The 20,706-nt window shown below is 35.0% G+C and carries 20 protein-coding genes; 12 read left to right on the forward strand and 8 right to left on the reverse strand.

From position 1 onward, the window contains the following. Positions 1 to 301 precede the first annotated feature (301 nt). The gene (locus tag RZN25_07945) at positions 302 to 484 is read left to right on the forward strand and encodes a hypothetical protein (GenBank protein MEQ6376750.1); all 183 of its coding nucleotides are present in this window, start codon (positions 302 to 304) and stop codon (positions 482 to 484) included. Between the two features lie 16 nt (positions 485 to 500). On the opposite strand, the gene RZN25_07950 is transcribed toward RZN25_07945, so the two are convergent. The 5 genes from RZN25_07950 to RZN25_07970 all read right to left on the reverse strand — a co-directional run bounded on the left by RZN25_07950 (position 501) and on the right by RZN25_07970 (position 4,529). Continuing rightward, entirely contained in the window at positions 501 to 1,352 is an 852-nt protein-coding gene (locus RZN25_07950; protein ID MEQ6376751.1) for a sugar phosphate isomerase/epimerase, read from the reverse strand. Positions 1,353 to 1,443: 91 nt separating this feature from the next. After that, entirely contained in the window at positions 1,444 to 2,277 is an 834-nt protein-coding gene (gene kduI / locus RZN25_07955) for a 5-dehydro-4-deoxy-D-glucuronate isomerase (protein MEQ6376752.1), read from the reverse strand. 23 nt (positions 2,278 to 2,300) lie between these two features. Further along, positions 2,301 to 3,056: a 2-dehydro-3-deoxy-D-gluconate 5-dehydrogenase KduD gene (gene kduD / locus RZN25_07960; GenBank protein MEQ6376753.1), complete on the reverse strand. Its 756-nt coding sequence runs from the start codon at positions 3,054 to 3,056 to the stop codon at positions 2,301 to 2,303. A 122-nt stretch (positions 3,057 to 3,178) separates the two neighbouring features. After that, positions 3,179 to 3,943 carry a DeoR/GlpR family DNA-binding transcription regulator gene (locus RZN25_07965; protein MEQ6376754.1) on the reverse strand — a complete coding sequence of 255 codons (765 nt, stop codon included), beginning with the start codon at positions 3,941 to 3,943 and terminating at the stop codon, positions 3,179 to 3,181. A gap of 346 nt (positions 3,944 to 4,289) precedes the next feature. After that, complete coding sequence (locus tag RZN25_07970; protein ID MEQ6376755.1) at positions 4,290 to 4,529, reverse strand: hypothetical protein; 240 nt, start codon at positions 4,527 to 4,529, stop codon at positions 4,290 to 4,292. 678 nt (positions 4,530 to 5,207) lie between these two features. Here RZN25_07970 and RZN25_07975 point away from each other — a divergent pair. Together RZN25_07975 and RZN25_07980 are read left to right on the forward strand one after the other, a co-directional pair. Continuing rightward, positions 5,208 to 5,849 (forward strand): DUF624 domain-containing protein, encoded by a 642-nt coding sequence (locus RZN25_07975; GenBank protein MEQ6376756.1) that lies wholly within the window; start codon positions 5,208 to 5,210, stop codon positions 5,847 to 5,849. 115 nt (positions 5,850 to 5,964) lie between these two features. Beyond that, positions 5,965 to 6,144, forward strand: coding sequence for a transposase (locus tag RZN25_07980; protein MEQ6376757.1), 180 nt, complete (start codon positions 5,965 to 5,967; stop codon positions 6,142 to 6,144). 323 nt (positions 6,145 to 6,467) lie between these two features. Here RZN25_07980 and RZN25_07985 read toward each other — a convergent pair whose 3' ends face one another. Then, positions 6,468 to 6,668, reverse strand: coding sequence for a magnesium chelatase domain-containing protein (locus tag RZN25_07985; protein ID MEQ6376758.1), 201 nt, complete (start codon positions 6,666 to 6,668; stop codon positions 6,468 to 6,470). Between the two features lie 358 nt (positions 6,669 to 7,026). Continuing rightward, positions 7,027 to 7,767, reverse strand: coding sequence for a glucosamine-6-phosphate deaminase (locus RZN25_07990; GenBank protein ID MEQ6376759.1), 741 nt, complete (start codon positions 7,765 to 7,767; stop codon positions 7,027 to 7,029). Between the two features lie 184 nt (positions 7,768 to 7,951). Between RZN25_07990 and RZN25_07995 the strand changes: the two genes are divergently transcribed. The 7 genes from RZN25_07995 (at position 7,952) to RZN25_08025 (ending at position 16,718) form a co-directional block, all read left to right on the forward strand. Next, the gene (locus RZN25_07995) at positions 7,952 to 9,085 is read left to right on the forward strand and encodes an ROK family transcriptional regulator (protein ID MEQ6376760.1); all 1,134 of its coding nucleotides are present in this window, start codon (positions 7,952 to 7,954) and stop codon (positions 9,083 to 9,085) included. Between the two features lie 156 nt (positions 9,086 to 9,241). Next, positions 9,242 to 10,501: a sugar ABC transporter substrate-binding protein gene (locus RZN25_08000; protein MEQ6376761.1), complete on the forward strand. Its 1,260-nt coding sequence runs from the start codon at positions 9,242 to 9,244 to the stop codon at positions 10,499 to 10,501. A gap of 110 nt (positions 10,502 to 10,611) precedes the next feature. Further along, positions 10,612 to 11,472 (forward strand): sugar ABC transporter permease, encoded by an 861-nt coding sequence (locus RZN25_08005; GenBank protein ID MEQ6376762.1) that lies wholly within the window; start codon positions 10,612 to 10,614, stop codon positions 11,470 to 11,472. After that, entirely contained in the window at positions 11,472 to 12,296 is an 825-nt protein-coding gene (locus RZN25_08010) for a carbohydrate ABC transporter permease (protein ID MEQ6376763.1), read from the forward strand. Before RZN25_08005 ends, RZN25_08010 begins: the two co-directional genes overlap by 1 nt. Before the next feature lie 24 nt (positions 12,297 to 12,320). After that, positions 12,321 to 14,837, forward strand: a complete 2,517-nt coding sequence (locus RZN25_08015) for a hypothetical protein (protein ID MEQ6376764.1) — start codon at positions 12,321 to 12,323, stop codon at positions 14,835 to 14,837. Between the two features lie 17 nt (positions 14,838 to 14,854). After that, the gene (locus RZN25_08020) at positions 14,855 to 15,937 is read left to right on the forward strand and encodes a glycoside hydrolase family 88 protein (GenBank protein ID MEQ6376765.1); all 1,083 of its coding nucleotides are present in this window, start codon (positions 14,855 to 14,857) and stop codon (positions 15,935 to 15,937) included. Positions 15,938 to 15,983: 46 nt separating this feature from the next. Beyond that, positions 15,984 to 16,718, forward strand: coding sequence for a glucosamine-6-phosphate deaminase (locus RZN25_08025; protein MEQ6376766.1), 735 nt, complete (start codon positions 15,984 to 15,986; stop codon positions 16,716 to 16,718). Between the two features lie 285 nt (positions 16,719 to 17,003). On the opposite strand, the gene RZN25_08030 is transcribed toward RZN25_08025, so the two are convergent. After that, the gene (locus tag RZN25_08030) at positions 17,004 to 17,219 is read right to left on the reverse strand and encodes a hypothetical protein (GenBank protein ID MEQ6376767.1); all 216 of its coding nucleotides are present in this window, start codon (positions 17,217 to 17,219) and stop codon (positions 17,004 to 17,006) included. Positions 17,220 to 18,284: 1,065 nt separating this feature from the next. Between RZN25_08030 and RZN25_08035 the strand changes: the two genes are divergently transcribed. Further along, the gene (locus RZN25_08035; GenBank protein ID MEQ6376768.1) at positions 18,285 to 19,871 is read left to right on the forward strand and encodes an L-lactate permease; all 1,587 of its coding nucleotides are present in this window, start codon (positions 18,285 to 18,287) and stop codon (positions 19,869 to 19,871) included. Positions 19,872 to 19,962: 91 nt separating this feature from the next. Next, positions 19,963 to 20,670, forward strand: a complete 708-nt coding sequence (locus RZN25_08040; GenBank protein ID MEQ6376769.1) for a FadR/GntR family transcriptional regulator — start codon at positions 19,963 to 19,965, stop codon at positions 20,668 to 20,670. The last annotated feature ends 36 nt before the right edge of the window (positions 20,671 to 20,706 follow it).

Genomic DNA, 20,706 nt, shown 5'->3' on the forward strand with positions numbered 1-20,706 from the left:
AAAGGCTTGGCGAATGCCAAGTTTTCTAATAAGTTTGACCTGAATCTGCAAAATTTTTGATTGTCCCAGAAGGACGAAGTCGCGGTCTTGGCCTATGGGAATTCAATATGTAAATCCTTTGCTTATAGGGTTCAATTTATCAATAAGAAAACGATATCTAAAAGAATAGAGAAGAGAAACAGCTGGTTTGAGCGGTGCCTGGCAGCGGAATTTCTAAAAACAAAAATGTACTTTAGAGAAATATGGTGAAATGGAAGTGGCTAAACAACCCCAAAAAAACCAATTTGCGATGTGGATTTTCATGGAATTACAATTGGAACTAGTTCCTTTCCACTACCATAACACACCGGGATTTGATGTGAAACTGATAGGTTACATTAATCATATAACCCTTGTAAATAGTGGATTTATATTTATTCAGCAGACCCTAGTTTATCCTTCTGAAAAATGGAAGATAATTCACGAATTTTATGACGTTTTTTAGGTGTGCTTGTAGTTTGTCATGCTTTTTCATTAAAACTTATTTTTTGAACAGCCTCTTGTCTTTTGTTTTCTAAAAAGTTCTTACATTCTAGCATCTCATCTGAAGTCGCTTTTTCCATAATAATATCTACACTTGGCTTATATTTTTCAGCAAGCTCTAAATAAAGACTGTAATTCAAATCACCTTGACCAGGTGCAACAGTTTCAATTTTTCCATCAATAATCAATCTATCTTTTGCATGACAGGCAACCACACGGTCCCCAAGTAATTCAAAAGCTTCATTGATAATTTCATCTTGACGTTGAAAATTATCTTTTGTAACTAAATTACCAGCATCTATCACAACTGCAAAGTTAGACAATGGAATTTCTTGAATCATTTTATAAAGAGTAGGTGCATCTCCAATCATATGCCCTGTTGCAGGCTCAATGGCTAGAGTTACTCCCCATTTTTCTGCTTCTTTCAATAGATCTATTAGATTTTCTTTTAAGACCCGCCAATCCTGGTCAGTAAAACTGCTATTTGGTCGTTTTCCAACTTCAGCGGCAACAATGGTTGAACCAAATTGCGGTGCATATCGAATTAACTCTTTGAATCTTTCCATATTAAGTTTTCGTTTTTCTCTATCACGGTCAAACATATGCAGATAACAAGCTAAAACAGAAACAGAAACTCCATGTTTATCAAATTCCTTGCGAATATTCCGAACCAGCCCTGGATTAAGTTTTCCGGGATTTGAAAAATCATAACCATCTATCGCTTTCCAAATTGCTAGTTGAACATATTCAAAACCATTCTCAGCAACTCTTTTTGCAAGTTGATCATAAGGTAATTTTCCAAATAAATGAGCTAAAACACCGATTGCCATAAAGTAAGCCTCCTTGATAAGAATCTCACATAGTTTTTGTATAGAAAGAAAGGCATAACTTTAAAGTAAAAGCTATACCTAATTTCAGTCATTATTTAATATCGCTCATTTGCACAAAGTCCATATCTGTAAAGGTATAATTTTCACCAGCCATTGCCCAAATGAAAGTGTAGTTGCTTGTTCCAACACCAGAATGGATAGACCATGGTGGTGAAAGAACAGCTTGTTCACTTTTCACAACAAGATGTCTTGTTTCATAAGGCTCTCCCATAAAGTGGAACACACGTGCATCATCATTTTGAAAGTCAAAATAAAGATAGACCTCCATTCGACGGTCATGAACATGTGACGGCATTGTATTCCACATATTATTTTGCTCTAAGGAAGTCATGCCCATCATAAGCTGACAGCTTTTGATTCCATCTCCATGAATATACTTTCTAAGAACACGCTTGTTTGACTCAGCATCAGAACCTAAGTGATTAGCTTCAGCTTCTTCATTAGAAATCTTTTGAACAGGATAGTTTGTATGTGCTAGAGCAGACACCAAGTAAAATTTCGCAGGTTGTGACGGGTCAACACTTTCAAAAGTTACATCTTCAATTCCTTTACCAACATATAAGCAGTCTTTTTTTTGCAGAGTATGGGCTTCCCGTTGAACATTTACTTTTCCTTCCCCACCGATGTTAATGATTCCTATTTCACGGCGCTCTAAAAAATATTCTGTACGTAGCTTATCTCCTGCATCTAACTTGATTGGACTTGAAGTAGGAGTTGCTCCTCCAAATACAACGCGATCATAATGCGTGTATATGAGTTTCAATTCCCCTGGGACAAAAATACTCTCTGCCAAAAAGTCCTTACGTAGCCTTTCTGTTTCATACTTTTTAAAATCTGTCGGATTTGTTGCATGCCGAATTTCCATCTAAACATCTCCCTTTACATTTTTTAAGAACTCATCCAGCCGCCATCAACACAAAGGATGTGTCCGTTGACATAGGCGGAAGCATCTGATGCAAGAAATACAACAGGGCCTTTCAAGTCATCTGGTGTTCCCCACCGATTGGCGGGAATTCTTGATGTAATGAATTCACTACGCTCTTTATCTTTTCTTAGTGGAGCTGTGTTGTCTGTTTCCATATACCCCGGAGCTATTGCATTTACTTGAATACCTTTACTAGCCCATTCATTTGCAAATGACTTTGTAAGACCAGCCACAGCATGTTTACTTGCTGTATAGGCAGGAACTTTTAAACCACCTTGGAAAGAAAGCATAGAGGCAATATTAATGACTTTCCCGCTTCCTCTTTCTAGCATGTGTTTTCCAACTTCCCTAGTTAAGGTGAACACAGCATCAAGATTTAGGGTTAAAACATCTCTCCAATCTTGATCAGAAAATTCTTTAGCAGGAGAACGGCGAATCATCCCTGCATTGTTAACTAATACATCTATGCGCCCTGCTTTTTGAAGCCCTTCTTCTACAACTTTGTATGGGGCATCAGGTTCGCTTAAACTCTGTTTTATCTCATAGAAATTGCGACCTAAAGCCTCTACTCTTTCACGTGTTTCTGACATATCACTGACTCCCACACCAATGATGTCGGAACCTGCTTCTGCTAGACCAATGGTCATCCCCTGCCCTAGTCCACGACTTACGCCAGTAACTAGCGAAACCTTTCCTGTTACATTAAAGTTTATTGTCATAATTTTGGTTACCTCCCTTAAATAATTTCTTATGTTCACAAATGTTCTCTATTGTTACTTATTGTTTAATTGTATCACTAGATATTATAGTGTTCAAGTGAATTCAAACATTATCTAATGAACTAAAAATCTACTATTGTTAGGTGAATTGACGCCTCTTCTAGTCCTTTCTTAATCATTGGATCAAGTTTAGAATCAGTAATCACTTCATCGACTTCCTTTAAAGACGCAAACTGGATAAGAGCTGTTTTTCCAAACTTGGTTGAGTCAGCAAGTAATGTAGTTTTTCTTGCTCGTGTCATGATTTGACGCTTCCAATCAGCGTGCAAACTATTAAAAACTGTCAAACCATTGTTAAGATCAACACCTGTTGAACCAACAAAAAATTGATTAACATGGATACCCTCCAGCATTTTTGCGGGAGTAGAACCTACCAATGAAGACGATGATCCAATTTTTGTGCCTCCAATTACTAATAGTTCGACCTTATCTTTTTCTAATAAAATATTTGCTATTTTTATATCATTCGTAATTACAGTTACAGGATAATCTCCTAACAAATCCGCCAGCTCTGATGTCGTACTTCCACCATCTAAAAGGATCGTATCCCCAGGAACAATTCTATGTAGTGCTTCTTTAGCTAGTAATCGCTTTTCCTTGTGGAATTTTGCTTGCCTCTCTTTGATTGGTAAAATGTCATCATCCCCTGTTGGCAAAACCGCTCCTCCGTGCACCCTTTTGAGAAAACCATCTGATTCTAGAATTTCTAAATCCATTCGAATGGTTTTCTCGGTTACATGAAGCTTTTTACTCAATTCCGAAACTTTGATAGTCCCTTTTTTGTTTAGTTCTTCAACAATTCTTTCTTGCCTTTCCACTGAGAGCATTTCCTAGTTCCTCCTAAGTTAAGCTCGATTATTTTCTCTTTCTATTATACACAAAAACAAACATTTTCGAACAAATCCTAAAAATAATACAACTTTGAAGAGTAAATTATGTTCATGATCGCTAATTACTGAAAAACAAGTTATCCATATATTTTTAAATTTTTCTGTAATTTTTCTGTTTTTTAAGTAGACAAAATCGAATTATTTGTCATATGTTTTAAAATTGTGCATAAATAAAATTTATGTTTTTCTTATAACATTCTTTGTTATCCTAACTTTTGCAGTCTATCAAGTTAAAACAGCCGAAGAATCCTTGGTTTTCCTGTATGAGATTGCATGATGCCTTTCACAGGCTGTCAAGTGTTCTAACTAGATACTTTCTTTTCAAACGGCGCTCCAGAACCCTTACAATCAAGAGGGATACAAAACAGGTAAGGGAATGGATTTCGATATGTTCCTGGCTGGAAAGATAGATTGGTTGGTTCTCTAAATCGCTTTTAGTCACCTTGAAAGATTCTTCAATCTTCCTTAGCCCCCTGTATAAGACCACAATCTGTTCATCAGACTCCTGATATTCGCTGGTCATAATAACGTAGTAGCCGTCTAATTCCTCTTCCTTGAGCGGCTTTTCTTCATCAAAAAAAGGATTGCTTTGGCACTATCGAGGATCTCGCGTGTTTTTTATTAAAAGAAATATTCTTTACATATTTGCCGACACCGACTGATGTTGCTCTGTTGTATTTCGAAGGGACGCAACAAGATGTCTTGCTTTTTCCAGCCCAATAAGAGACCTAAAAGTTGATTACCACGTTGCTGATTTGGGTTATTTGAGTGCGGATGATCAGGCCACATCTTTTAATAAAATATGATGTAGCTGTGTGACAGATTTAATAGGAACACCGTCAACCCTTGAAAAAAAGCTATGTCCAGGGATAAGTATGTCCTTATTGCTTTTTTTCAAGTAAGATGTAATGATTATTTAGTTAATTTAGTGAGACTTAAACCACCTTACTTTAATTTCCATTTATGGAATGTAGACTAATTATTTTATTTATAAGGGGGCTTTTTGAACATCCTTTATCAGGTGAAAAATCATATTTTACTTATTTGTTGATTTAACATGCTTTTTGAGAATTTTAGGTTCATCTATCAATAATCTAGATTGAAAACTTCCAAAAGAAAGCACCTGTATTGTAAAATTTAAAATAGAGAAGATGACTATATTTAAAAAACAAGGTGGAATAGATTACAGGAAGGTGATGTTATGAAGGGATTTGTTCAAGGGTTATATCAATTATGTGAGTGGATCATGAGATTGACCCTATTACAAATATATTGGTTTCTATTTTCTTTATTAGGTGGGGTAATCTTAGGGATCTTTCCATCAACAGTAGCTATGTTTGAAATTAACCGTAGGTGGATAAAAGGTGAATTGGATTTACCTACTTTTAAGTACTTTTGGTTTGCTTTCAAACAGCAATTTGGAAGAGCTAATATATTAGGTTACCTATTATCGCTTATAGGATTTATTATAATAATCGATTTTCATATTTTTTTAGGCTTTGATTCTGTTCTTTTTATGTTTTTTACTTCTATGCTAATTGTAATTACCCTCTTGTATATTCTTATACTTATATATATTTTCCCTATTTTTGTGACTTATAAGGTTCGGATTCATCGATCAATTGCTTTTGCTTGCTTGATAGGAATTTATAAGATGAAAAGTACAATCCTTATTATAGTAGTTAGCTTTCTCTTATGCTTGGTATTCTCAACATTTCCACCTGTATTTTTCTTTTTGGGAATCAGCACATCAAGTCTTATTCTCATGTGGATTTCAAGGAGCACTTTGTTAGATATAAAAGAGTCTTTTTCCACTAAAAATTCATCTGTGGAAAAGGTATAAACAATGAGATTTTTAAAATTCCCTAAATTCCGACATTGGAAAATCAACTTTTGTTCCAAAATGCTATTAGTATAATTTTGTTTGATATTTGAAAACAAAAATTGGTATCGGACGCTTGACATACAGATCATCCATCCGTGGGGATAGCAGATTCGCCACACCGGAGCTATACAAACTTTGTGAAGAATTAGGTGGGGATAACGTTATTCGTTTGAAAGCGAATCAGCGCCTGCAACGGATTGCTGAAGAATTTGTGGAAAAAATCACTTTTGAAATAGATACCAATGAAGGTTAGCACGTATTCTATCGAGAATTTACATACAAAACAAACAGCAGGGATAAAAGCAACAGAGTAGTGTTGAAATAGGAAAAACTTTCCAAGTATTTACGAAGCATATCTAACGTCTTTTTCGTATACGCCACTAATTCATCTAAAAAAAGTACTCCATGACGAGCCGAAGGAAATTCCCAGGACGAGGATATGCTCCTCCTCCAATCAAAGAAACATCCAATGAGGAATGGTATGGAGAATGGAAGGGAGGATTTCCTGATAAGTGATGAGGTGTTTTTGCTCCTAAAAATGCTGTATCACTTGGGATAGGTGCATACATAAATCCATCACTCTTTAACAAGACCAAAGGCTGTCGCTACATCATGAAACGGACCAACCTTCTTTTGCTCCACTGGAGAAATATTGACGACCACTTTATGATCAGTTGACAAATATCCTAGTCGATGAAGAGGATTAACACACGCCCCTTTAGACTCCTTAACAGAGGTATTCGGCAATCCTGCAAATAACAAAGGATTGCAACCCATCGATCATTCCAGACTCCCCCTGGACCCAAATCCCCCGTAAACCAATACTATTCACTTTTGAATACATAAAAACACCTCCGACCAAACAAAAATTATGGAAAAAAGTAACCGCACCTACTAAGGTAACTGCTACTTTTTTTAAAACTATTGAAAATATCCGCCCTTTATTCGGTCTTTAGTTCGATTTCCTAGTGGTTTCGCTACCAAGATTTTTATTATGAAGCTTACCTCTTATGTGATTTTAATCGTAAATTAGCGACAGTTAGTGGTTCTTTCTAGGTAATCTATGCTCATTCTAATGGTAAGAATCACTCAAGAAAGGAGAGAGGAGGAATTAACATAAATCCTCTACTATTTCCTACTCCGTTTTGTCTATTTTTTCTGCTGCTAATGTGTCTATTATAACTGTTAAAAATGGATGAAGTTGAAGTATAGAGGCTGGTATATCTGTTGTTATCGGTCCACATAGTGCTTGCTTAATTATATCTGCTTTACTATTACCTTTTGCTAAAAGGAAAATTTGTTTGGCCATCATAATGCTCTTTATCCCCATTGTTATTGCTTTTGTTGGGACGAGTTCAAACGATTCAAACATATATGCTTTTGACAATCGTGAATTTTCATCGATGTTAATTACGTGAGTAGTTGATTCAAAAGGTGTTCCTGGTTCATTAAAACCAATATGACCATTTAAACCAATACCAAGGAATTGAATATCAATTCCTCCACAGGATTCAATAGATTTCTCATATTGATCGCAACTAATGTGAAGATCTTCATTTGCTTGTACATTGTTAAAGAAATGAATTTGTTTAGGCTGTAGATGGATTGACTTAAAAAGCTGTTCATTCATACGGTAATAGCAACTATTGGGATGATTTTTTGGTAAGCCAATGTATTCATCTAGAATAAATGTGTTAATTTTTGACACATCAAGTTTATTTTCTTCAATTTTTTTTGCTAGCGCTTTGTGAAATCTAATAGTCGTATTTCCAGTGGCAAAACCTAATGATATTTCTTGTTTTCTTTTTAAGTGCTGATATGCTATTTCAGCTGCTTTACTATCAAAATGCTTTGAATCTAAGACTATTAATTTAATAGTTTATTCCTCCCTTAAAATGATTGATTCTCCCCATAAACTTTTATTTCAGTTTGTTAAATAACCCATTTTCTTAAATTTTCTGAAAAAATCTATTGATTTTTATTGATTGATATATTATCTTATCATTAGTTAGTTTTAAAAACAAACAAACTAAAACCAATTCTATATAGGGAGTCTATTTATGGGGAAAGCTACTAGTAAATTTGATATTTTAAAAAAAATTAATCGATCTATGGTACTAGAAAAAATACAAACATCTGATGCTATTAGTAGGACTGAAATAGCAAAAGTATTGAACTTAAGTAAGTCAACCGTGTCCAAAATTGTTGAAGATTTACTTGATAGAAAATTGGTAGAAGAGACTGGGAAAGGTGAGTCAACGGAAAGAGGAGGAAGAAGGCAAGATTTGCTTCGCTTTAACCCTAAATCTACATTGGGTGTGGGGGTAGATATAGGTGGAACTAAGATCCGAATTGTCATTACCGATTTAATTGGAGAAGTTTTATTTGAAAAAAAAGTAAAGTCTACTAACAATACAGAGATTATTAGCCAAATTATTAAGAGTTCAATAGAAGAATCACAAGTACCTAGAGAAAAAATAATTGCTATGGGAGTCGGTGTACCCGGAGTGACGGACCCAATTTCTGGAATAGTAGCTAGTGCCCCTGGATTAAAATGGGATAATTTGAATTTGAAGGATAAGTTACAAAAAGAATTTTCATACCCAGTCTATATAAACAACGATGTAAATTGTGCTGCCTTAGGTGAAAGATGGCTAGGTTCAGGAGAAAATAGTGATGATATATTTTTTATTGCGTTAGGTACAGGAATTGGCAGCGCTATAATTTCAGAAGGAAATTTGATATATGGTTCTAGTTATAAGAGCGGAGAAATTGGATACCAGATTTCAAGAGATGATATTCGAAATAATAGAGTTAATAAAGAAGGTGAATTTGGGGTCTTTGAAAGTAAAGCTTCAGGAGAGGGAATTAAGTCAAATGATTTCACTGCTGAGCAATTATTTAAAGAATTTTCTAAAGGAAATGAAAGAACAGTAGCTATTATTGAAGATTTTCTAGAAGAACTTGCAGTTGTAATTGTTAACTGCGTTAATCTTCTTAACCCAGAGAGAGTAATAATCGGTGGTGGAGTTTCAGAATCTATGGGGGAAGTGATTTCAATACTTAAAAAGAAAGTTGATGAATTGACACCAATTAAAACAAATCTGAATCTTGCAACTTTAGGTAATAAGGCGGGAGCACTTGGAGCCATTAAATTTGCATTTGACCAATTAGCAGAAAGTAATTCCCTCTAGTTGATATTTTAATAATTATCTTACGTTAAACTCTAAAAAATAAATGGTTCAAAATAGTTTGTTATTTATCTAATTTGTAAGCGCTTAATAAGTATGGAGCAAACAATATGTTTGTTTACATAAATAAATTTTAATTTAAGGGAGGAAATTGGGCAGATGAAAAAATATTTTTTGTTTCTTTTGATTGTGTTAATGTCTGTTGTGGTATTAAGTGCATGTCAAAGTGATGAAGGTAATAGTTCTACGAATAATGATGATGGTAATTCATCGGATGTTGTAACGTTGGATGTCATTTGGTTTAGTGATGGGAATGAAGGAGAAGTATTTAAAGAGATTACAGATAAGTATTCGGAAGATCATCCAAATGTAAAATTTAACATTATTGATACTCCTTATGATGATTTATTTAACCGAATTAGAACAAGAGTCTCAGGTGGAGATGCACCAGATTTAGCAAGGATTTCAGGGGTAGGACATATACAGGATGCATTATTAGATTTAACACCATATGTTGACGATGATTTTCTAGGACAGTTTGTCGATGCTGCTCAGCCAACGGTTGTAAGGGATGAAAAAATACTAGGTGTTCCTACAGATCTCACTGCTCATGGATTGTATTACAATAAAGATTACTTTGAACAAGCAGGTGTAGAGGTACCATCTTCCCCAGAAGACGTATGGACTTGGGAAGAATTTGCAGATGCCTTGGAGAAAGTTAAAGAAAATAGTGATGCTCGTTTTGGATTAGCTTATGATCTATCCCCATCTAGATATTCTACCTTAATCTATCAAAATGGTGGAAGAATCTTTGCGGAAGATCAAGAAACTTTATCAGTTAACGAACCTGAAGCAGTAGGGGCACTTAACTATTTTAAAGAATTACATGATCGAGAAATTACACCTGACTCTATATGGTTAGGCGGTGAAAACCCAAATTCCTTATTTAGGTCTGGCCAAGCAGCTGCTCACTGGTCCGGAAACTGGAATTTGCAAACTTATGATGAAAATGCAGACTTCAACTGGGGAGTCACTTACATGCCTAAGGGAACACAACGTTCTTCCGTAGCTGGTGGTAAACAAATGGTAGGTTTCAAAGATTCTAAGCATAAGGATGAGGTTTCAGATTTTCTCTTATACTTTGCTTCCCAAGAAGTTAACGAAGAATTTGTTTCTAAATCTCTTTTCTTAAGTACACGCATTGATAATGTGGATGTAGAATACAGTCTTAGAAGTGATGAAATGAACGTTTTTGCGCAAGAATTAGCTGCAACATCTCAAATTCCAACTCTTGATTGGGAAAACCCTAATATGCCAGCGGTTGAAACGTTGATTACGGAAAATGTTCAACGTGTTCTAGCAGATGATTTAAGTCCTCAAGAAGCAATGGATGCTGTAGTAGAAAACGCAGATTACTAGGCAGATAGATATACACTCTTACATGCTACTGTAAGAGTGTATATTTCTAACCTTCCAACCATATAACTGGTGATTGGTTATTAAGGGATAAATTATAGGAGGCAATATTAATGAAAACTCGCACCTGGGTTCCGTATGCATTTTTGTTACCAAATATGCTTATCTTTAGTGTGTTTGTAGGTCTGCCAGCAATTTATGGAGTCTATTATTCTTTTACAGAATGGAATGGGATTACAGAACCTGTTTTTGTAGGGTTAGAAAACTTTATCAAAATATTTTCCAATGATGCTTTTTGGGCAATGTTAAAACGCACTTTTATTTATGTATTAGCAGTTGTGCCTCTAACTGTCATAAGTTCTCTTGGACTTGCATGGCTGTTAACAAGAAAAATCAAATTCAGCAACATCTTTCGAACTATCTTTTATTTACCAGTAATGATTTCTTTTATTGTTGTTGGATTAATTTGGAATTGGATTTTACAAAAAGAAACTGGATTAATTAACTATGTTTTATCTCTATTAAATATTGATGCAGTTGGATGGTTATCTGAACCCATATTAGCAAATATCGCTGTCATCTTTGTTTCAGTATGGGCAAGAGTTGGATTCTTTATGGTAATTTATATTGCTGGATTACAGAGTATCTCTCCCTCACTTTATGAAGCAGCTGAGATTGATGGGGCAAGTTCATGGAGGAAGTTTTTAAATATTACTGTACCCATGTTAAAGCCAATTACACTTTTAATAGTTATTTTAAGTTTTATTGAGTACTTTAAGACATTTGCATTGGTAGTTTCTCTTACAGGTGGAGGTCCAATTGATGCTACTAAATATTTTGTTCAATATACTTATGAAGTAGGTTTTAATCAAGGGAACCTGGGAATGGGTAGCGCACTATCTTTTGTTTTATTTATCATTATGGCGACCATTACACTTATTCAATGGAAAGTTAGTGATGGGGGGCGTATATAGTGAAGACTAAAAAAGAAATTCATTGGATTACTTATGGCTTATTGATACTGTTATCGATAATGATGTTGTTTCCGATTTTTTGGGTTTTAAGTTCTTCATTAAAATCCGGCTCAGAATTATTTGCTTGGCCACCGTCCATATTACCAAATAAGATAACTTTTATAAATTATATTGATGCATTTAGTGAAGCTAATTTTGGACGGTATATATTTAATACCATATTTGTAACTGTGACTGCCACGATCATTACATTAATAATTAATACGATGGCTGGATACGCACTTGCTAAAATTAAATTTAAGGGAAGTACAATCATCTTAATACTTTTTTTATCCACATTAATGATTCCTTTAGAAGCGTTAATGATTCCTATGTTTATTGTTCTTCGTAATTTAGGGTTATATAACTCTATTTGGGGAATTATCATTCCGCCAGCTGCCACTCCAACTGGTGTGTTCTTGATTCGACAGTATCTTTTGTCTTTACCAGACGAAATGATCGAGGCAGCCAAAATTGACGGTGCAAATGAGTGGCAAATTTTTATGAAAATTATTATTCCATTAGCGAAGCCAGTAATTGCAACACTTACTATTTTCTCGGTTATGTGGCGTTGGCAAGATTATATATGGCCACTTATTGCAATATCGGATCCAAAACTTTATACATTAGAACTTGCTCTTTCAAACTTTGTTGGGGAGTACTCTGTAGACTGGGGTCCATTATTGGCAATGGCTGTAGTTACTATGATTCCATTGATTACTGTGTTTATAGTGTTCCAAAGGTTTTTCATACAAGGAATTATGGCGACAAGTGTAAAAGAATAATCATTTCTAGAAGTTGGTGTTTAGATGAATAAGTTAACTTATAAATTTAAAAAAAATGACTCTCTAAATAGATGGATTAAGTTAGGGACATTTGAAACAGAAAAAACTTTTTCAAATTCTACAATGGAAGGTGAGATTAATAATGAATGGTTGGTTAAAGGACATGCGATTCATGAATTTCCTGGAAGAAAAGAATTTATAGAACAACGAGTGTCGGTTGATTCTATCATTAAAGGTGATCATGATTTATATCACGGATTAAAACAGAGGTATAAAGATAAAGAAAAAAAATGGGAACTTCAATTTCCTTTCGAATCCCCGGTGGTAGAGGATGAAGGATTTTGGGATATACCCACACATCTTGAGGCTTGGACGTTCACAGAACTTCACAGCGAGGAAAACCAACTAGCTACTTTTAAATTATCGACATGTGGAGGCGTTAAAATCTGGGTGAACGATCAAATAATTGAGGAGTTTACGCCATTTACTCGTAATGTATTGTCAAGTAAGGTAATTTCTATTCATTTACAAAAGGGGATAAATAAAGTTCTTGTATATTATGATGATTTAGCAGAGAGAGATACTAAATTTTCCTTTCAATTAGAGTATTTAAAAGGAAAAGAATTGTCTATTAGTGTTCCAATTGATGATCAAGAACCTCAATCTATTTATGAATTAGAGTATCTTTTGTATGGTGCTTATTTTGAACGAGATTCTTATACGTTCGGAGAAATTAACTTTGAATTTATGAACGAAGTATCAATTCCATTTAAACTTATTTGTAAGTCGAAAGTAGAAAGATGCCAGATGGAAATCAGAGAGTATGAAGTATGTACTGGAAGCACTTCAATACTTTTAGGGAATATCCATGACTTTCAAATGGGTTATAACGCTATTGAGATGATAATAGAATTTAACGAAATAAAGATTAGTAGAAATTTCGGGGTTGAGATTTACCCTATAGAGTTAGAACATTTAAATTCTAGTACCATTCAAGATAGAAAAAAGAATGCACTTGAAATTACTGCAAATTATGGTGAACATAATATATACAAGGTTTTGGCTGGATTTCATTCCTTAAAATTTAAGGATATGGATAAAAATAAATTGGAAAGCTATCTCTTAATTATCGATAAAGAGATCAAACAAATAAATAATCGTCATGATTGTAGTGACTTTAGTATGATTATGTTTTTCCGTCTCATTCATGATTTTAAGAGTAGTAAATATATTTCTATTCCATTAATGAAAAGAATAAAAGATATGATCTTGAATTATAGATACTGGATAGATGAACCAGGAAATGATGTTATGTGGTTCTTTAGTGAAAATCACGCACTAATTTTTCATTCGTGTGAACTATTAGCAGGTCAGTTGTACTCAAATGAAATTTTTCCGAATGCAAACATATCAGGAAAAGAACATTACGCAAGGGCTGAACAACGTCTTATTGGTTGGTTTAATCGATTTTTTAATGAAGGCCTAGCAGAGTGGAATTCTGCACCGTATATTCCAATAAACGTAATCGGTTTAATTGCTTTATATGATTTTGCTGAGTCTAATGAAATCCGTGACAAAGCTGCCAAAGCACTTGATCAGATTTTTAAATGGTTAGCCATAAATAGTTGTGATGGATTTTTAACTTGTTCACAAGGAAGGGTATATGAAAAAGAACTGAAAGGGAATTATAATACGCAGACTACAAGTCTATCCTGGATTGCTTGGGGGAAAGGTGTTATAAATTATTCAACGTTTGGTGCAGTCCCTCTTTCCTTGTCCAATTATATACCATCGATTAATTATAAAGACTATATTGAGCTACCGAAGAATAAATTTTTATCCTACTCAAATCAACAAGGGCCCAATGGATATGTAAATCTTTATACGTATAAACAAAATGGAGTAATGTTGTCTTCCGCAATAAATTTCAAGATAGGGGCAAGGGGATATCAAGAACACGTGCTTCAAGCTAGCTTCGGCCCAGAAGCGAACGTTTGGATAAACCATCCAGGAGAAAAAGTTACTCAAGGAAAAGGCAGACCTAGTTATTGGGCAGGTAACGGTTATTTGCCAAAAATCAATCAATATAAGTATCTAGCTGTTGCTATTTTTTCAATTGATGACGACCACGCAATAGATTTTACTCATGCTTATGTACCAACATTTGCTTTTGATGATTATGATCTTACAAATAACTGGATCTTTTTAAAAAAGGGAGATAAGTATCTCGCTGTATATGCTAGTAATGGATTAGAACTTGTAAGAACTGGTTTAAATAAGAATCGAGAATTAATTTCAAGAGGAAGGAAAAATATTTGGATCCTTCGCACTAGTTCTAGCCTTGAATTCTCTAATTTTGAAACTTTTAAAGAGAATTTAATAAAAACTCCTATATATATTGATAATGCTACTCAAAAAGGAAGCTATGTAGATTCTGGTTTAGGGAATGTTACTTTCGGATGGAACGATCCTCTGAAAATAAATAAACAGATTATAGAAGTTATTGATGAAACAGTAATGGGTAAGTTAATAATTAATTAAGGAGTGATGAAACTCTGATGAATTCTAAGTTAATTGAAAATAAAATTCAAATTGTTACGACTGCTATGAAGTCATTAAAAAATGAAGATGACCTAGATGAGAAATATCCTATTGGATTAATTGATATAAATCTATGGGAGTGGCCACAAGGTGTTGGAATATATGGTTTATATAAATACTACCGATTAAATAAGGACCCTGAAACCCTAAACTTTTTATTGAATTGGTTTAATAAGCAAATTGAGGATGGACTTCCGGAAAAAAATGTGAATACAATGGCACCACTCTTGACCTTAATCCATTTAGTAGAAGAAACACAAAATCCCACTTACGTCAGAATTTGTGATGAGTGGAGTGCTTGGATTATGGATGACATGATAAAAACAGGTGATGGAGCACTACAGCATATGATAACTGGAGATCCGAACGACGGACAAATCCTAATAGATACTTTATTTATGACAGTGCTATTTCTTGCTAAAGCAGGACTTTATTTTGATAGGCCTGAGTATGTAGAAGAGGCCAAGAAACAATTTCTAATTCATATAAAATACTTAAATGATAAAAAATCTGGACTCTTTTTTCATGGTTGGGATTTTAATTATGGTCATAATTATGGCGAAATCAAATGGGGTAGGGGAAATGGATGGTATACGTGTGGATTATTAGAATTTATAGAAATAGTTGATCTTGAAAAAGGATTAAAGGAGTATTTATTATGTACTTGGTATAATCAGGTAAAGTCTTTATCAAAGTTACAAGCTGATAGTGGTTTATGGCATACAATTTTAGATGACGCTAGTTCGTATGAAGAGACTTCTGCATCCGCTGCTATCGGTTATGGTATATTGAAAGGTGTAAGATTGGGTTTACTAGATAAGACGCATTTGCAAACAGGATTAAATGCATTAGAAGCAGTTATAGAACAAATTGATGAAAATGGAATAGTCCAAAAGGTTTCATATGGTACTCCAGTGGGGATAGATGCTGATTTTTATAAAGAAATTCCAATTAGTCCGATGACATATGGTCAAGCTTTAACTATCTTATTCTTAATAGAAGCTTTGGAGTATTATGGTAGTATAGACAAAATTAGATGACTACGAAAGTACGTCTGTAACTAATTATTTTAAATGAGGTGTGTTTATGAATGTTAAAGTCAATGATAGTTTTGAAGAGTCGTCATTGGCTGCAGCAGATTTGATTATTGAAACTGTCAAAGAAAAGCCTGATTCAATGATTTGCTTTGCGGCAGGAAGTACACCTATTCGTACTTTTGAGATATTAATCAATAAGTCAAAAAGTTCATTAATTGATTTTAGCAATTGTACTTTTGTAGGACTAGATGAATGGATAGGAATGGATAAAAATGATAAGGGAAGCTGTCAAGAAACACTTTATACATCCTTATTTGTTCCATTAAACATATCTTCTCAAAATATACATTTTTTTAATACTAAATCTAGTAACCTTAGAGTAGAGTGTAAAAAAATAGATCAAATAATTGCTAACAATGGGAATATTGATCTTATGTTGCTAGGGATAGGACAAAATGGACATTTGGGCTTTAATGAACCTGGAGTATCATTTGATTCATTTTCTCATGTTGTGAATTTGAGTGAGGTAACAAAAACAGTAGGTCAAAAATATTTTGAGGGTAGTAGAGAATTATCTATGGGAATAACATTAGGCATCAGACATATTCTAGATGCTAAATGTTTAATTGTCCTTGCTAGTGGAATTAAAAAAAACAAAGCTGTGTATGAAATGGTACATGGTAAAATAACGAATGAATGGCCAGTCAGTATTCTTCAAACCCATAAGAATTGTCAGGCTTTTCTCGATAAAGAAGCCGCTTGCTTATTAAATGAAGCACAGTAACCTGTGTCTACCATTAACTTAAGTTTAGATCTTTAGTACATAATTCTCAATCACTTAAAAGAATAAAGCACTAATATTTAAGTGATCTAAAAATATCCCCATCCTTTAGACAAGGGCGGGGATATTTTTTATTGTCTTGTTTTTAGAATAGAAGGTTTCCTATGGATCATGTTTTTTTCCAAAACGAATTCCTTATCCCTATAATTTCTTTGCAGATGGCAAGGCCAAGTCCGTGGCTAGTGGGATGATTCATGTCCGTATAATATCGTTCAAAAATTTTATCCGTCATATCTGAATCGATCCCAATCCCTGTGTTCTCAATGGCAACTTCAATAAACGCACCTGCGATCCAACCCTGGTTTTTATAACATCTTGTTTTTCCGTATATTTTAATGCATTATGAATTAAATTATGGACCACCTGCTCCATACTTTTCGTATCAATTTCAATATCCATACGATCTATAGCCAGCTCGTATTCGAAGCTATTCCCTGCAGTCATTACTTCTTCCTGAATTCCTTGGAACAATCGTTCAAAAAACTTTTGGCATCTTTAACTGAAAATTCAAAAGAAATCGATCGAGTCTCTAGTCTCGACAAATAGAACAAATCCTCTACAAGATCTTGGGTGAAAATGGATCGCGTGTGGATATTTTGAACAAATCTTGTGTTATCAGTAGCAGCCTTGCCATTTAGTATGGCTTCTGGTAGTGCTGATGGGGACGGTTCTTACCGTGAATCTCCTTTGTTTGTATGGATTGAAAGTAACAGATAGTAGATAAAAGCTAGAACAGTCTATTTGGATCCCCTGACCAACTGCAAGCAGAACATGTTGGGGGTTTTTCTTATGCTATCAAAATTTATAACTTTAACCGGTTGATAGTATACGAAAACAAAAGACTTTCGCCATAAGGACTTGCACTCCAGAGTATAAGGGGGCCTCTAAGAAAGCGAAATACGCTTTCTTAGAGGCCCCTTAACGATAAGCCTAGTTTTTCTACTGATAGAGTTATAATTTGCTGAGATAGAGAGAGTCTCCCATATATGATTGATTCGGTAACAAGTTTTTAAAAGTTTCGATAGAATAAAACCGAGAAGCCCCTCCTAATAATTTACAAAATTCAACGTGAGAACCGTCCCTACCAACACCAACACCAACACCAACACCAACACCAACACCAACACCAACCCGCCAGCACCCACCATGGTTCCCTCTTTGTTCACAACATCACTAGCTTAATAATCTAGGATGTTCACAAAATTGTCATAATCCTCCTTTGGGGAGTTGTGATGGATAAAATCATAGGTGGTACGCGGAATTGGAAGTTGTGTGATAATATTCACAAATAATACCATTGAAAACGCTACCAAAAAAGGTATTGCAATACTAGAAAAAATTCGGTTTAATGGTGGTATATTAAACAGGTCATCAGATGACTGAATGATTAGATAACCTGCTATGTGCTCGGTGACCAGTTAATTTGGAGAGCCCATATGACCAATATGACGCATGATCGTATGCTCTCCACATTGTGAAAGCGCAATCAATTGAATGAGGGGGATGAAAATGCTTTTATTAACTGCTTTAAGTGCGATTATCGCACCGTTTATTTTCCTGGTAATCTTACGTATGCCAGGGAAAAAGGGAATGTTTTTTAGTGCCATTATTGTAATACTTCTTTCGTTTCTAGTTTGGGATGTGCAGACAAATGTCGTGGTAGCATCGATTTTCCAAGGGTTTCATAAGGCACTGACGATTCTATTAATCTTGTTCGGTGCCATAGTGTTGTTAAATACGTTACAACACACGGGTGCGGTGGATCGAATCAATCAAGGATTCAGAAGTATTTCTGCTGACATGCGTGTTCAAGTAGTTATCGTTGGCTTCTTGTTTGGTTCATTAATTGAGGGGGCTGCGGGATTTGGTACTCCTGCTGCAGTAACTGGTCCATTAATGCTAGCTCTAGGATTTACGCCAATGGCAGCTGCGGCTATCGCATTGATTGCGGATAGTACCGCCGTATCATTCGGTGCTGTAGGAACTCCTGTCCAAGTAGGGTTAAGTAATATTCCAGGAGCGGATTTGAACTTTTTCCAAGAAATAGCCATCCGAGTTACTACAATAGACTTTCTAGGTGGAACTTTAATTCCATTTATTCTTGTAAGTGTGTTAACTATTTCTTTCGGAAAGAAGAAAGGTTTCTCTAAAGCATTACAGATGTTACCTTGGACTCTATTGGTTGGTCTTACTTATGCATCATCGGCAGCTGCTTATGCCTATTTCTTCGGACCAGAATTTGTTTCCATACTAGCATCATTAACAGGATTATTAGTGGCTACATTGACTGCTAAAAAAGGTATTCTTTTACCTAAAGAAAAATGGACAGACGCCTTATCTGATGGGTTTAAAGTGACTGAAAAGAAATCCGAAATGGGTCTATTCACCGCTTGGAGTCCGTATTTAGTAGTCGTTGGTTTATTACTACTTACTCGTATTGTTCCAACTGTGAAAAATTTCAGTATGACTGCCATTGACCTTAGCTGGAATAATATTTTTAGTGTGGAAGGTGTATCTTCGGGTTGGCAGATCCTGTATTCTCCAGGAACGATCTTGGTACTGGCGGCCATTATAGCGGTGTTCATTCAAAGGAAGTCTTTCTCAAACTTTACAAAAGCATCAAAAGAATCTTTCAAATCAATCCAAAATGCTGGAATCACCTTATTGTCAACATTAGCTCTAGTACAAGTGTTTACCAACTCTGGGATGAACGCAGCGGATTTAGTAAGCATGCCGCAATATATTGCAGAAGCGTTAGCTGATAGTTTAGGCTTCATTTGGGTGTTTGTTGCCCCATTCCTGGGAGAATTAGGAGCGTTTATCACAGGTAGTGCAACAGTATCGACACTAACCTTCTCACCTATTCAATATAGTGTAGCTAACCAGGTCGGATTAAATACAAATGTTATCTTAGCCCTTCAAGTGGTTGGTGGAGCAGCAGGAAATATGATTTGTGTTCATAACGTAGTTGCGGCATCCACAGTTGTTGGTCTGGATGGTAAAGAAGGAGATATCATTCGTAAAACCCTTCTTCCAGCCATTATTTATGGATTACTTGCTGGATTTTCTGGATTTATCTTATTGATGTTCATTTAATCACTCTCAAAGTCCCTAATCACGCTTCTTTCCAATTTTAGTTTATTCCTTTAAAATGAATTTACGTAAATAAAGTTGGAGGACAAAAATCGTGGAATATAAACAAATTAAAACAAGAAGAATTTATGAAGAAGTTGCAGATACTTTATTAGAGCTGATTAAATCAGGAGCGATCAAAACAGGGGATAAATTAGAGTCGGTAGAGCAGCTTGCTAAAAATTTTAATGTGAGTCGCTCGGCTATAAGGGAGGCACTTAGCGCACTTCGAGCTATGGGTATCGTGGAAATGCGTCAAGGGGAAGGGACTTATGTGAAGCAATTTGACTCTTGCCGGTTTTCCGTTCCTGTTTCCATTGCCTTTTTAATGAAACGGGATGATATAAAACAGTTACTGGAAGTGAGAAAAATTTTAGAAGTTGGTGCCGTCGCTTCAGCTGCTAAAAATTATAAAGAGGAAGATTTACTACCCATTGAAGAAGCTTTAATGGAAATGGAACAGTCAATAGGAAATGAAGAACTTGCAGAACAAGCAGATTTCAACTTCCATATGGCGATTGCAGACGCGACACATAATGACATGTTAATAAGCTTAATGAAGAGTGTTTCTGATATTATGATTGAGACGATGGGAGAAACACGGCGTTTGTGGCTTGAAGTGGAGAATAACACAAGTAAGCTTAATGATGAACACCAGGAGATTTATAAGGCCATAAAGGGAAGAGATAAAGAAACCGCACAAAAATATATGTTTATCCATTTGCAAAAGGTAGAAGACACCTTAGTGAAGTATATTAATTAATAAAGAGATCACATTATCTCAGTATAAGCTGAGGTA

It is taken from the genome of Bacillaceae bacterium S4-13-56 (genome assembly GCA_040191315.1).
Classification (GTDB): Bacteria; Bacillota; Bacilli; order Bacillales; family JAWJLM01; genus JAWJLM01.

What these genes read in the sequence shown, in the direction of transcription:
- RZN25_07965 (MEQ6376754.1), bottom strand. Translation starts at nt 3,943, where the DNA reads ATGCTCTCAGTGGAAAGGCAAGAAAGAATTGTTGAAGAACTAAACAAA.
- RZN25_08020 (MEQ6376765.1), top strand. Translation starts at nt 14,855, where the DNA reads ATGAATTCTAAGTTAATTGAAAATAAAATTCAAATTGTTACGACTGCT.
- RZN25_07970 (MEQ6376755.1), bottom strand. Translation starts at nt 4,529, where the DNA reads ATGACCAGCGAATATCAGGAGTCTGATGAACAGATTGTGGTCTTATAC.
- RZN25_07975 (MEQ6376756.1), top strand. Translation starts at nt 5,208, where the DNA reads ATGAAGGGATTTGTTCAAGGGTTATATCAATTATGTGAGTGGATCATG.
- RZN25_08025 (MEQ6376766.1), top strand. Translation starts at nt 15,984, where the DNA reads ATGAATGTTAAAGTCAATGATAGTTTTGAAGAGTCGTCATTGGCTGCA.
- RZN25_07995 (MEQ6376760.1), top strand. Translation starts at nt 7,952, where the DNA reads ATGGGGAAAGCTACTAGTAAATTTGATATTTTAAAAAAAATTAATCGA.
- RZN25_07945 (MEQ6376750.1), top strand. Translation starts at nt 302, where the DNA reads ATGGAATTACAATTGGAACTAGTTCCTTTCCACTACCATAACACACCG.
- RZN25_08015 (MEQ6376764.1), top strand. Translation starts at nt 12,321, where the DNA reads ATGAATAAGTTAACTTATAAATTTAAAAAAAATGACTCTCTAAATAGA.
- kduD (MEQ6376753.1), bottom strand. Translation starts at nt 3,056, where the DNA reads ATGACAATAAACTTTAATGTAACAGGAAAGGTTTCGCTAGTTACTGGC.
- RZN25_08005 (MEQ6376762.1), top strand. Translation starts at nt 10,612, where the DNA reads ATGAAAACTCGCACCTGGGTTCCGTATGCATTTTTGTTACCAAATATG.
- RZN25_08035 (MEQ6376768.1), top strand. Translation starts at nt 18,285, where the DNA reads ATGCTTTTATTAACTGCTTTAAGTGCGATTATCGCACCGTTTATTTTC.
- RZN25_07950 (MEQ6376751.1), bottom strand. Translation starts at nt 1,352, where the DNA reads ATGGCAATCGGTGTTTTAGCTCATTTATTTGGAAAATTACCTTATGAT.
- RZN25_08000 (MEQ6376761.1), top strand. Translation starts at nt 9,242, where the DNA reads ATGAAAAAATATTTTTTGTTTCTTTTGATTGTGTTAATGTCTGTTGTG.
- RZN25_08030 (MEQ6376767.1), bottom strand. Translation starts at nt 17,219, where the DNA reads ATGACTGCAGGGAATAGCTTCGAATACGAGCTGGCTATAGATCGTATG.
- kduI (MEQ6376752.1), bottom strand. Translation starts at nt 2,277, where the DNA reads ATGGAAATTCGGCATGCAACAAATCCGACAGATTTTAAAAAGTATGAA.
- RZN25_07985 (MEQ6376758.1), bottom strand. Translation starts at nt 6,668, where the DNA reads ATGGGTTGCAATCCTTTGTTATTTGCAGGATTGCCGAATACCTCTGTT.